This is a genomic window from Mycobacterium deserti, assembly GCF_025345615.1.
GTDB classification, from domain to species: Bacteria; Actinomycetota; Actinomycetes; order Mycobacteriales; family Mycobacteriaceae; genus Mycobacterium; species Mycobacterium deserti.
Genome location: NZ_JAODWD010000005.1, coordinates 37212 through 49323, shown reverse-complemented (window position 1 = coordinate 49323; position 12112 = coordinate 37212). Strand labels below are relative to the sequence as shown.

Here is a 12112-nt window from a genome sequence, read left to right as displayed (position 1 = left end):
CATGACGAAAACCTTCCTGATCACAGGCGTGAGCAAGGGATTGGGCCGCGCCTTTTCAGAAGCCGCGCTCGAGGCCGGTCATACCGTCGTTGGAACGGTGCGCAAGCCAGACCAGATTTCAGAATTCGAGGCGCTCAAGCCGGGCAGCGCCCATGGACGACTTCTCGACGTCACCGACTACGACAGCATCCCCAAGATCATCGCCGATGTGGAGTCCTCGATCGGACCGATCGATGTGCTCATCAACAACGCCGGCTATGGGGTGGAGGGGACCTTCGAGGAGACCCCTCCGGACGTCTGGCGTCAGCAGTTCGAGGTCAACGTCTTTGGGCTGGTCGAGGTCACCCGCGCCGTGCTGCCACACATGCGTGCTCGGCGATCCGGCCAGCTCGTGTTCATTTCGTCGATCGGCGGCTTGCGTGCTTTCGCCGGCCTGTCGGCGTACCACGGCACCAAATACGCCGTCGAAGGCATCGCTGACAGCTTGCGTGCCGAGCTCGCCGGCCTGGGTATCCAGGTCATCACTGTGGAGCCGGGATCCTTCCGCACTGATTGGGCCGGCGGCTCGATGACCCGCGTTGAGCGCAGCATTCCCGACTACGCCGAGGTGTTCGATCCCATCCGTGAACGACGTAATGCGATGAACGGTTATCAACTCGGCGATGCCGCAAAGGGCGCCAAGGCCGTCCTCACCATCTTGGAAGAGGCCAATCCGCCCGGTCACTTCCTGATTGGTGCCGACGCGATGCCGCTGGTCATGGAGGCGCGTTCCGCGGTAGACGCTGAATTCGCCGCGTGGGCCGAGCTGTCGGCCGATTGTGCCCATCCGGACGGCATGACCCACATCAAGTCCTGACCGTCTCTGCTTACCCGGACCTGCTTCGGCGGAAGACCTGCTTCTGCCGAAGCAGGTCCGTTGTCTGTATGGAAAAGGTGTATCCGAACGGATTCTGGTCGAACCGGGGCGCAGGCGTGGCCAGGACCAGACCAACTCAACCGTGGGTCAGTTATTGACCATTGGTCAAATTGGCTGTAGCTTCGCCCTCAAAGGTCATCGGAGAGAGCTCAATCGCCCCGGCGGCCGCGACACAGGGAGGACCGCGTATGACCACGCCGACACAAGCAGACGAGTTCTTCAACCCGTTGAATCCCGCCCATATCGCAGATCCCGATGACTACTTGGAAGCCTCTCGTAAGGCCTGCCCCGTCGCTCAGGTCAGCGAGACTCTCTACACGGTCAATTCCGACGAGACGGTGCGACAGGTATTCGGCGACAACGAGAACTTCTCCAGCAAGGGCAACTTCACCATCTACGACGACGACTTCGATCTGCCCTTTCCAGCCGTCAACATCTCCGATCCGCCGGTACACACCGCGCTGCGTGCACGACTGCTGAAGAACCTGTCACCCGCCCGGTTACGCAAGCTGAAACCACGGATTTCCGGCATCGTCGCCGACGCAATCGCATCGCTGCCCGAAGCCGGCCGCGTCGAACTGTATTCCGACTACGTCCGCTACATTCCGACGGCGGCTCTGTATGCGCTGATCGGAATTCCCGAGGGGTCGTGGTCGTACGTCGAGAATCTCTCCGACATCCTGGTGGCGCAGCTGCCGGGTACGCCAGTTCATCTACCCGAGTTCATAGAACTTTCGGGCTTCATCGCAGCCCTCGTTGAGGAGCGCCGCGCAAACGCAGACAACCGAACCGAGGACGTTCTGGATAATCTGTGCTTCGCCGAGCCCGGCGAGTCCGATATGTCCACCACGGAAGTGGTTATCCACACAATTCAGTTGATCGGCGCTGCGACGGACACGACCCGTGCACTGATCACCAATTGCCTGTACCGACTCCTCGAAGACCCCCGTCGGTGGGACGCGGTGCTGGCCGACCGAGCCCTGCTTCCGAAGGCCATTGAGGAATCATTGCGCTTCGACTCGCCGCTCCAGTTCATGGTTCGTACCGTCGCCAGCGACGTCTGCGTCGGCGACATCCCGGTGCCTGCCGGCAAGAAGGTCTATCTCAACATCCAGTCGGCCAATCACGACGAAGCGACCTGGGGCGAGCAATCCCGACAGTTCCAGCTCGACCGGGCAAACGCTTCCGCCCATATTGCTTTCGGCCGCGGAATCCACACGTGTATCGGCGCGCCCGTCGCACGGATCGAAGCGGTCGAAGCCATCGGTGCCCTGCTGGACCGCTATCCCCATATGCGGCTCGCGCCAGATGCGCAGTGGGTGAAATGCCAGGGTGACTTGTTCCGCCGAGTCGAATCACTTCCAGTGCTCTTGAACGGCGGGGCACAGTGATACGGATCGACCTCGATAGGGAGCGGTGCGAAGGTCACGCCATGTGCGAGGCATTCGCACCGGAGTTCTTCTCCGTGGACGACGAGGGGACGCTCACCGTGGTCGCCGAGATCGTGCCAGCGGGCAGCGAAACAACTGTGCACAACGCGGTATCGGCCTGCCCGGTCGCGGCATTAAAGATCACCGCACTGTCCTAATCTATGCACCGCTGCGGGTCTGCATTGGTTTCGACGTCGTAGTTCGAGACTCTGCAGCGCGAGCCTCTCGACGAGTTCGAGCCACTGAAGGCTGCGGAGCACGGAGGCCGTCGAGCAGGTCGATAACCACCGAGCGCGCGAACGAGCGCGACGGTTCGGTACCACGCGCTACCTCTGGCTGCGGCCACAGCACCGTATCGACGACGGTTCCGAAAAGTAGCCACAGCAGCCGTTGGGTGAATTCGGCCCGGCGGTGCGCCGGCACGTCGGGGTGCGCTTCCACGATCGCCGCGATGTGATCGGACCAGTTCTGTCGAAATTCGTTGTGTCGCTGCCTGATGACATCGCCGTCGCGCGTTCCTTCGGCGAACGACACCAAGAGTAAGTTGCCGTGCATCAGCAGCTCTCGCAGGCCGTCGACGACACTTTCCGTCAACGCGTCGACCAACGCCAACCCCGCCAGCCGATCCCGCGCTGCGGCGAGCCTTGATGCTTCGAAATAATCGAACTCGCGAATCAGTACAGCCTCCAACAGCGCGCGCTTCGAGGAGTAGTAGTGATAGAGCGCCTTTGGGGACAGATCCACTCTGTCAGCCACGTCGCTCAGACTGGTGTGTTCGTAACCGGCGCTGGCAAACAGCTCGGCGGCTGCATCCAATATCGATTCGATGCGGGCGTGGCGCCGCCTCAGTTCTGGTGTCGAGCTGTCGCTTTTTCCCATCGATCACCAGCCTAGTCAGGCTGGGCCGACGGTAGACCGCTCCTCGCCAGGTGGCCGACTCGCCAACCCTGGATCAGCGAGCTGACACGGCCCCACGTCCGGCGCTCGCAGATCGGTTCTCAGCTGGACGCCGACGCAGCCCGGAGATTTCGACCGCCGGCGGGTCATAGCGTACGTCGAGTGGTCCGATATCGGCGCCAGGTGGCGCAATCTCGTCGATCTTGTCGAGGATGTCGTTGTCGAGCAGGGTGTCCGCGCCGACCAGCAAGTTCTCGAGATGCTCGATCACGCGTGGCCCGATGATGGCAGCCGTCACGCCGGGATGAGCGAGCACGAATGCAACGGCCATGTTTGGCAACGAGATACCTGCCTCGTTGGCTGGGTCGGTCAGTTGGACCACGACGTCGAGGGTGCGGTCGTCATTCATATGCTTGGGCACCCAGCGCTCGTTCTGACGCGGCGTCTCTGGCCGGTGGTTCTTGCTGTGTTTACCCGACAGCAGGCCCATCGAAAGTGGGCTCCACACCAAGGCACCCATGCCAAATTGCTGGCAGACCGGCAGTACTTCGCGCTCGATACCTCGATTGAGGATGGAGTACGGGGGTTGCTCAGCGCGAAAGCGTGCGAGTTCCTCGTTCGGTGGCGATCCACTGAGCTTCGACAATAGTTGTGGCGGGAAAGTTGGATGATCCGATGGCACGGACCTTGCCTGCCTGCATCAGGTCTGTCAGCGCCGATAGCGTCTCCTCAATGTCCGTGCCAGGGTCAGGATGGTGCATCTGGTACAGGTCAATATGATCGACCTGTAGGCGCCGCAGCGAGTTCTCGACTTCGGCAACGATCCAGCGGCGTGACCCGCCGGCGCAGTTGGGATCCTTGCCCATCGGGCCGCTGAATTTTGTGGCCACTACTACCCCGTCGCGGCACCCCTAGAGAGCCTTGCCCACAATCTCTTCTGACTCACCGTCGGAATAAACATCGGCTGTATCGATGAAGTTTATCCCGCTATCCAACGCGCGGGTGAATGATCCGCACGCAGTCATCGGAGTCGGTGCCACCCGCTGTGCCAAACATCATGGTGCCCAGGCAATAGGCGCTTACCTGAATACCCGTCCGTCCCAGTGGCCGCAGCTTCATTTCCTTGCCCCTCCTCTGAGAGCGCTCGATTCTCTTGGTCTAAGCAGGTTTACGACAGCATGCTCGGTTTCGCTCGGAGCGCGGGGATTAGAACGCCATCGACCATCGCGGTGAGGAAATCCCGATCGAACACCTTTTGCCTAACGTGGCATCGGTAGATCGTCATCGCTGCACGACGTGACATAGGGTGTCGAGTTCGGCAGGAGTAGAGATCTCGCCGCGGTCGACGGCACGCTCGATCAGCCTTCGGTGCGCGGCGACCCAGAGCCCGATCACCGCACGATCAACCGCGGCGGCAATCGCGGGCCGGGTTTTCACCGTGGCGGCCAGATCGCCCGTCATCCTTCGAACTTGCTCACTCTTGTCAATAGACTGCGCGTCGAACAGGCCGAGCAGATCACCCCGCAGTGTGCCGGTGTCCGGCATCCGATCGAGCTCGGCCAGTTTCGGCATTCGCTGAGCGGCGTCGAGAATCAGCTCATCCTTCGACCGCCAGCGGCGGTAGATGGTCGCTTTCCCAGAGTTGGCCCGCACGGCCACCATTTCGACCGTCAAGCCGAGGTAGCCCGTCGCGACGAGCACTTCCAATGCAGCATCGAGAATTTCGGCATCGCGGGTGCGATCGAGGTTGCGGCCCCGTCGGGGCGGCGTAACTACCGTCTCTGCAGCGGGATCATCACCGACCACCAGCCCGGCCTCCTATCCCGCTGTGCGGCGCTGCGACCATCGATTCGAAACTTCGCAGGTCCAGAAGTATTGGGGTTTCACAACCGGCGTCATACCGCCCCACCAAGCATTACCTATTATGCATAATGCGGTGTCGTTTGTGCTTAACATGGTTAGTCTTCGAGGTGGCGCACGCGATCCAGGACTGTTGGTTCACGGGACGGACTCGTATGAGGAGTCGAACGCGACGCACACCTTGGCGCTGCCGACTCAAGCGTGGCGCTACCTAGACGAAAGGAAGCCAGGCTCATGGAGATTGGGATCTTCGGCGGCGCGGACTATCAGAGCCCTCGTATGCCGCACGGATGGCCGCGTCGGCCACGGTTCTGCGAGCCAGACCTCGCCCGCAAGGCGCACGCGGACGCGATGGCGATGTACGAACTGGCCGACGACGTCGGTCTTGACTTCGTCACCGTCTCCGAGCATCACTACGGCGGACCCGGGCTAGAGCCCAACTGTCACGTCACCGCCGCCGCGCTCGCCCCCAGGATGAAGAACGCGCGGATCGCCCTGCTCGGCCCCAACCTACCGATGAACAACCCGGTGCGAATCGCCGAAGAGGTCGCCCAACTCGACCTGCTCACCGACGGCAAGATCTACGGCGTCGCGCTGCTGCGCGGCACGCCGAACGAGGTCATCACCTACTACAACAACCCCGTCGAATCGCGGGCAGTGTGGGAGGAAAGCGTCCAGCTGATCTTGCGCGCGTGGCAAGAACCCGAGCCGTTTGGCTGGGAGGGCGTGCACTACCGCTACCGGACCATCGCCGTCTGGCCGAAGTTTCTTGACGCGGCAGGCCCACGAGTCATGCTGTCGGGCAACAGCCTTGAATCCGTCGATTTCGCGTTGTCGTTGAACACCGACATCGCTATCAGCTACGGCAGCTATGAAACCGTCGCGGGATCCATCGAACGCTTCAACGCCGGAGCGGCGGCCACGGGCCGCACTGTGGGCCCGGCCAACGTTCTGTACCGCAACTTCGTGTACGTCTCCGAAACCGAGGAACGTGCGCGCGAAGAGGCACAACGACACGGCTTCGGGTCGATGGACTTCTTCCGCCCACCCACGAAGGGCGCAGCCGACATCTACCAGTCCACCATCAACAGTGGCTACGCCAAAGCCGGCGCCACCCAGGAAACCCTGGGCAAGGCCCCCGGCAGCTGGGGACTACCCAAATTCATCGGCACACCTGAGCAGGTTTTCGACACCATCCGCGACTACCACGCTCTCGGAGTCGGCGCCATCGACTTCAGCTTCGGCGGCTTCGGCCTACCCACCGAGCTCGCCAAAAGAACCTCGAGCTATTCGCCAAAGAGGTCCTACCCGAAGTACACAAACTACCCACGACCGCCCCGGCCACCGCCGCCGCAGCCGTCTGAATGGGCCCGCCCACCAGGGAGAAAGTGAACCAATGACAGCAACCATGCCAGAACTCCTGGGACCAGAATCCGACGCCGTGACTTCGCCGCTGAACGGGGAATAGATGAAACCAGTCACCGCACTGCCGGACTCTCGTAAAACCTTGTTGGTAGGCAGCATCCCGGCTCCTGATGCCCGTGAAGCAGTCGAACTTGCGTTGAATGAACTGGGCCCCACGCTGATGTGCATACCCGACGGCGAAACCGGGCCGCGCCGCCAATGGGTCACCTCAATCATCACAGGCCTGCGCGAACATCCCGCTTTGGTGCTGAAGCGAGACGGCCGTTGGTCGGACTACAACGACAGGCCCCACTACCGCGTGCGCCGCGGGGCGACACTGGACCCCGATCAGCTGCAGCTGGGCTACGACGAGGCGCTACGGGAATCTCAGCCCGTGCTCAATGGACTGGTATCCAAACACGGATTGAAAGCCGCGGTATACCAGGTCGGCATTGCCTCCGGTTTCGACCTAGCGCTGATGGCCTTCGGTCTCGTCGGCGCGCTGCGTTACCGAAGAGCATTCAACTCGGCAGCCAGCCGCGAAATGCGATCTATCCAAAGCATTGTCGACAACGATGACGACAATGCTGACGACAACGATGTCGACAAAGACGTGGTCTTCCAGCTGGAGGTGCCTGTCGAGCTAGCCACTGTTTCGCGAGCCCCGCGGGCGTTACGTCCGGCAATGGCGCGATGGATGGCCGGCGTCTCGGTTGAGCTGGCGCACATGGCTCCCGGGGGGACGAAGATGGGTATCCACCTGTGCTTCGGCGACCTCAACCACCGCGCGCATCTGAAAGCGGGGGCGACCTGCGCGCCCGCTGTTGAGCTGACCAATGCCATCATTGCGAGGTGGCCGTCGCACACATCGCTGACCTATGTGCACATCCCGCTGGCGGCCGGAGAGGATCCCCCGAGCCTGGCGGAATCCTATTACGCGCCATTGGCGAAACTGTCGCTGCCGACTGACACGCGCTTGGTAGCAGGCTTCGTTCATGAGGCGCTGCCGGCCGATCAACTCCGTGACGTCCTCACGATGGTCGAGTCCGCCGTCGGGCGCCGTGTCGACATCGCCGCCCCCTGCGGGCTTGGACGCCGTGACGCCGCGACGGCGCGCGATCTCATGCGCGTCAGTCGTCTGCTGACGACCGCCTAGCCACCGTCGAGGAACCTACCGACACCGTCATTTCAGCTGATCCGGAGCGACGCGAACCGCTTAAGCAACACAGCGATGGACGTCGGGCCGACAACGACAGGGCGGGGGTCGTTCATTGCGCCGCGCAGATCCGCCTGGCGTTCTCGATGTCGTAGGCGTCGACCGGCCGCAGGTTTCTTGTGGGAGGGCGCCCCGGTAAACCCAAGGCGGTGGCGAATGAGGCTGCTGCCACCCTGTCGACACCTTTGTCTGGCGCGATTGCCTTGAAGCCGTTGCGCTCGTCGAACCAACCCATTGACGTGGATTATGCATAATGTCTTGTCGTTTGTGCTTAACATGGCTAGTCTTCGAGGTGGCGCACGCGATCCAGGACTGTTGGTTCACGGGACGGACTCGTATGAGGAGTCGAACGCGACGCACACCTTGGCGCTGCCGACTCAAGCGTGGCGCTACCTAGACGAAAGGAAGCCAGGCTCATGGAGATTGGGATCTTCGGCGGCGCGGACTATCAGAGCCCTCGTATGCCGCACGGATGGCCGCGTCGGCCACGGTTCTGCGAGCCAGACCTCGCCCGCAAGGCGCACGCGGACGCGATGGCGATGTACGAACTGGCCGACGACGTCGGTCTTGACTTCGTCACCGTCTCCGAGCATCACTACGGCGGACCCGGGCTAGAGCCCAACTGTCACGTCACCGCCGCCGCGCTCGCCCCCAGGATGAAGAACGCGCGGATCGCCCTGCTCGGCCCCAACCTACCGATGAACAACCCGGTGCGAATCGCCGAAGAGGTCGCCCAACTCGACCTGCTCACCGACGGCAAGATCTACGGCGTCGCGCTGCTGCGCGGCACGCCGAACGAGGTCATCACCTACTACAACAACCCCGTCGAATCGCGGGCAGTGTGGGAGGAAAGCGTCCAGCTGATCTTGCGCGCGTGGCAAGAACCCGAGCCGTTTGGCTGGGAGGGCGTGCACTACCGCTACCGGACCATCGCCGTCTGGCCGAAGTTTCTTGACGCGGCAGGCCCACGAGTCATGCTGTCGGGCAACAGCCTTGAATCCGTCGATTTCGCGTTGTCGTTGAACACCGACATCGCTATCAGCTACGGCAGCTATGAAACCGTCGCGGGATCCATCGAACGCTTCAACGCCGGAGCGGCGGCCACGGGCCGCACTGTGGGCCCGGCCAACGTTCTGTACCGCAACTTCGTGTACGTCTCCGAAACCGAGGAACGTGCGCGCGAAGAGGCACAACGACACGGCTTCGGGTCGATGGACTTCTTCCGCCCACCCACGAAGGGCGCAGCCGACATCTACCAGTCCACCATCAACAGTGGCTACGCCAAAGCCGGCGCCACCCAGGAAACCCTGGGCAAGGCCCCCGGCAGCTGGGGACTACCCAAATTCATCGGCACACCTGAGCAGGTTTTCGACACCATCCGCGACTACCACGCTCTCGGAGTCGGCGCCATCGACTTCAGCTTCGGCGGCTTCGGCCTACCCACCGAGCTCGCCAAAAGAACCTCGAGCTATTCGCCAAAGAGGTCCTACCCGAAGTACACAAACTACCCACGACCGCCCCGGCCACCGCCGCCGCAGCCGTCTGAATGGGCCCGCCCACCAGGGAGAAAGTGAACCAATGACAGCAACCATGCCAGAACTCCTGGGCTTCACCGAGCACTCGGTCGACGCCGACGGTTTCACAATTCGCTACTGGGAGCGCGGACAGGGTGAACAACCGCTCGTGGTCATCCACGGTGCCGGAGGCCCCGACGGCAACGGCGGAGGTGCACTGGAACTGCTCGCCGAGAACCATCGGGTGATCGCGGTGGAGCTACCCGGCTTCGGACAATCCGAAACGAACACCCGCACGCAGGACGGGCGCCAGATGGCGGCGACGGTAGCGAGCGCGGTCGCCGCTCTGGGTGTGGAAAAGTACTCCGTCTCAGGCACATCGATGGGCGCGATCGTGGCCTTGTGGATGGCTGCGGACCATCCCGACAACGTCGTTTCGGTCGTGCTGGAGGCGCCCGCCGCGTTCCGCATCTGCACGACGCGGCCGGAGAACATGATGACGGATCGCGCGGTGTTCATCCGGGCATTCCATGCGCGCCCCGAACGCAAGCCGTGGGTTCAGAACTTCACACCCAATGTCCCTGCTGAGTTGTACGCCAAGATCATGGGTCCCGACCGCGATGAAGAACTCGTCACGGCGCTGCAAACACTCGAGATGCCGGTGCTTGCCCTGTTCGGCACCAAGGACCTGGTGATCAATCCAAACGAAGGCCGACTCTACAAAGAGCTGATCACCGATTGCTACTTCCTGCTGGTCTACGACGCCGCCCACGATCTCAAGGGCGACCGGCCGGAAGCGTTCGCCGAGGTTGTCGGTGACTTCCTTACCTACGGGCCCAAATTCCTTGCCAATCACCGAAGTACGGTCATCTGCCCGTAACCCACGGTCATGGTGGATCCGGTCGGCGCCGGATCCACCAGTGGCGGGACCTGCGTCGGCCACGTCCTCGCACGGCGCAGGTCCCGCTCTCCAAATCCGCTGCGGCAGTTGCCGTGCGAAATTCGATACCCGATCACCCCGGAGGCCGATATGGCTGGCATCACCCCGGTGGGTAAGCCACCGCAGCAACACTCCGTCCAGGCCGGTTTCCGTGAGGTGATGGCTGGCGTCTGCACCCCAGTGTCGATCGTCACCGCAATGGCCGACCAACAACCGCACGGCACGACAGTCAGCGCTTTCGCGTCGCTGTCGATGGATCCGCCGATGGTGCTTGTGTCACTCGACCGCGGATCCGAACTGTTGGAGATGATTCGGGCCACCAAACTCTTTGGCCTCAACGTGCTCAGCAGCGCCCAGTCTGCGGAGGCGCTGACGTTCGCCCGCAAGGGTGGTGTCGCCAAGTTCGCCGGTGTGCCATGGGAGGTCGACGGCGGCGTGCCGCGACTGACCGATGTGGCCGGATTCCTGGTCGGGGAAGTCACCGAGTTCGTCGAGGGCGGCGACCACGTCATCGTGCTCGGGCTGGTACTGACGGCCGACTCCGTGCCGATCTCCCCCCTCACCTACCATGGCCGGGTCTTCGGCACCCACGCCGCGCTCGCCGAGGCAGACCGATGACCCGCGTGATGGCTGCCGAAGCAGTCGCCGCGGCGCTGGAAACGTTGGCAGCGGGCGGGATGATCGTCGTGACCGACGACGAAGACCGTGAAAACGAGGGTGACCTCGTCGCGGCCGCCGAGCTCATCACGACCGAGCAGATGGCCTTCCTGGTCCGCCACACCACAGGTATAGTCTGCGCTCCGATGTCGGTGGCGCGCGCCGACGACCTGCGATTGCCGCCGATGGTGGCCGAGAACACCGAGCCGCACAGCACGGCCTTCACCGTTTCGGTCGATATGGTCGGCACCGGCACCGGCGTCGCGGCGGCGGCACGCACCGCAACTGTCCGCGCCTTGGCCGACCCTGCTCTGCGGCCCGACCAGCTCTCCCGGCCCGGCCACATCTTTCCCCTGCGCGCACGGCCCGGCGGAGTTCTCGTCCGTGCCGGACACACCGAGGCCGCCGTCGACCTCTTGTCCCTGGCCGGGCTTTCAGGCGTCGGCGTCATCGGTGAACTCGTCTCCGACGACGGGACCATGCGCACCGGTACCGACCTCAGGCAGTTCGTCGCGGAGCACAACCTGCCCCTGCTGGCCATCGCGGACCTGGTCCGCTACCGACGGGCCACGGAGCGCATGGTCGAGCGGGTTGCCACCTCCACCATGCCCACCGAGTTCGGCGCGTTCCGGGCCGTCGCCTACCGCAACACTCTGGACGGCACCGAGCACCTCGCCCTTGTCCTCGGCAATGTTGCCGCTGCGGGCAGGTCGGCGCGGGGGGCGTTGGTCCGCGTGCACAGCGAATGTCTGACCGGCGACATCCTTGGCTCGCTGCGGTGCGACTGCGGCGCACAGCTCCAGCAGGCATTCAAGGCCATCGCCGCCGAGGGCTGCGGCGCCATCGTCTACCTCCGCGGGCAGGAGGGACGAGGTATCGGACTGGCGCACAAGATCCGTGCCTATGCCCTGCAGGACCAAGGCATGGACACCATCGAAGCCAATACCGCTCAAGGGCTGCCGGTCGATTCACGCCGCTACGGTGTCGGCGCCCAGATACTGGCTGACATCGGGATCCGTCGCATCAGGCTGCTCACGAACAACCCTGCCAAGTACAGCGGCCTCGAAGGTCACGGACTCGAGCTAGCCGAACGCGTCTCGATAGAGACCGTTCCGACGCCGCACAATGTGCGGTATCTGCGCACCAAACACGACAAGATGAACCACAAACTTGATCTAGTACCACCGCCTACGGCGGCCCCGGATGCGTAACTGGTCGGCAGGCAAAGCGGCCCAGTTCTCCCAAATGCTTGTAGACGGTGACCGCTAACTATGCATA

12 protein-coding genes and 1 pseudogene are annotated in these 12112 nt (G+C 63.0%); 9 read left to right on the top strand and 4 right to left on the bottom strand.

The window, feature by feature from the left end:
• Window position 1: 1 nt before the first annotated feature.
• From N4S67_RS20070 to N4S67_RS20060, 3 genes are all read left to right on the top strand, one after another.
• A complete protein-coding gene (locus tag N4S67_RS20070; RefSeq protein ID WP_260994786.1) occupies window positions 2-856 on the top strand; it encodes an oxidoreductase in 855 nt (284 codons plus the stop codon).
• Window positions 857-1104: 248 nt separating this feature from the next.
• Window positions 1105-2307 carry a cytochrome P450 gene (locus N4S67_RS20065; protein ID WP_260994785.1) on the top strand — a complete coding sequence of 401 codons (1203 nt, stop codon included), beginning with the start codon at window positions 1105-1107 and terminating at the stop codon, window positions 2305-2307.
• On the top strand, window positions 2304-2504 hold the full coding sequence (locus tag N4S67_RS20060) for a ferredoxin (protein ID WP_260994784.1): 201 nt from the start codon (window positions 2304-2306) through the stop codon (window positions 2502-2504). Before N4S67_RS20065 ends, N4S67_RS20060 begins: the two co-directional genes overlap by 4 nt.
• A 1-nt stretch (window position 2505) precedes the next feature.
• On the opposite strand, the gene N4S67_RS20055 is transcribed toward N4S67_RS20060, so the two are convergent.
• The 3 genes and pseudogenes from N4S67_RS20055 to N4S67_RS20045 all read right to left on the bottom strand — a co-directional run bounded on the left by N4S67_RS20055 (window position 2506) and on the right by N4S67_RS20045 (window position 5049).
• Window positions 2506-3225, bottom strand: coding sequence for a TetR/AcrR family transcriptional regulator (locus N4S67_RS20055; RefSeq protein ID WP_260994783.1), 720 nt, complete (start codon window positions 3223-3225; stop codon window positions 2506-2508).
• Window positions 3226-3298: 73 nt separating this feature from the next.
• Window positions 3299-4362: pseudogene (locus N4S67_RS20050) on the bottom strand (aldo/keto reductase).
• A gap of 162 nt (window positions 4363-4524) precedes the next feature.
• Window positions 4525-5049, bottom strand: a complete 525-nt coding sequence (locus N4S67_RS20045) for a TetR/AcrR family transcriptional regulator (RefSeq protein WP_260994782.1) — start codon at window positions 5047-5049, stop codon at window positions 4525-4527.
• 288 nt (window positions 5050-5337) lie between these two features.
• Between N4S67_RS20045 and N4S67_RS20040 the strand changes: the two genes are divergently transcribed.
• Together N4S67_RS20040 and N4S67_RS20035 are read left to right on the top strand one after the other, a co-directional pair.
• A complete protein-coding gene (locus N4S67_RS20040; protein ID WP_260994779.1) occupies window positions 5338-6495 on the top strand; it encodes an LLM class flavin-dependent oxidoreductase in 1158 nt (385 codons plus the stop codon).
• A gap of 76 nt (window positions 6496-6571) precedes the next feature.
• Window positions 6572-7663 carry a hypothetical protein gene (locus N4S67_RS20035; protein ID WP_260994781.1) on the top strand — a complete coding sequence of 364 codons (1092 nt, stop codon included), beginning with the start codon at window positions 6572-6574 and terminating at the stop codon, window positions 7661-7663.
• 112 nt (window positions 7664-7775) lie between these two features.
• On the opposite strand, the gene N4S67_RS20030 is transcribed toward N4S67_RS20035, so the two are convergent.
• Window positions 7776-7958: a hypothetical protein gene (locus tag N4S67_RS20030; protein ID WP_260994780.1), complete on the bottom strand. Its 183-nt coding sequence runs from the start codon at window positions 7956-7958 to the stop codon at window positions 7776-7778.
• A gap of 181 nt (window positions 7959-8139) precedes the next feature.
• Here N4S67_RS20030 and N4S67_RS20025 point away from each other — a divergent pair, with 181 nt between their 5' ends.
• From N4S67_RS20025 to N4S67_RS20010, 4 genes are all read left to right on the top strand, one after another.
• Window positions 8140-9297, top strand: a complete 1158-nt coding sequence (locus tag N4S67_RS20025; protein WP_260994779.1) for an LLM class flavin-dependent oxidoreductase — start codon at window positions 8140-8142, stop codon at window positions 9295-9297.
• Window positions 9298-9301: 4 nt separating this feature from the next.
• Window positions 9302-10117 (top strand): alpha/beta fold hydrolase, encoded by an 816-nt coding sequence (locus N4S67_RS20020; RefSeq protein WP_260994778.1) that lies wholly within the window; start codon window positions 9302-9304, stop codon window positions 10115-10117.
• A gap of 150 nt (window positions 10118-10267) precedes the next feature.
• A complete protein-coding gene (locus N4S67_RS20015; protein WP_260994777.1) occupies window positions 10268-10795 on the top strand; it encodes a flavin reductase family protein in 528 nt (175 codons plus the stop codon).
• Window positions 10792-12045, top strand: coding sequence for a bifunctional 3,4-dihydroxy-2-butanone-4-phosphate synthase/GTP cyclohydrolase II (locus N4S67_RS20010; RefSeq protein WP_260994776.1), 1254 nt, complete (start codon window positions 10792-10794; stop codon window positions 12043-12045). Before N4S67_RS20015 ends, N4S67_RS20010 begins: the two co-directional genes overlap by 4 nt.
• Window positions 12046-12112 lie beyond the last annotated feature (67 nt).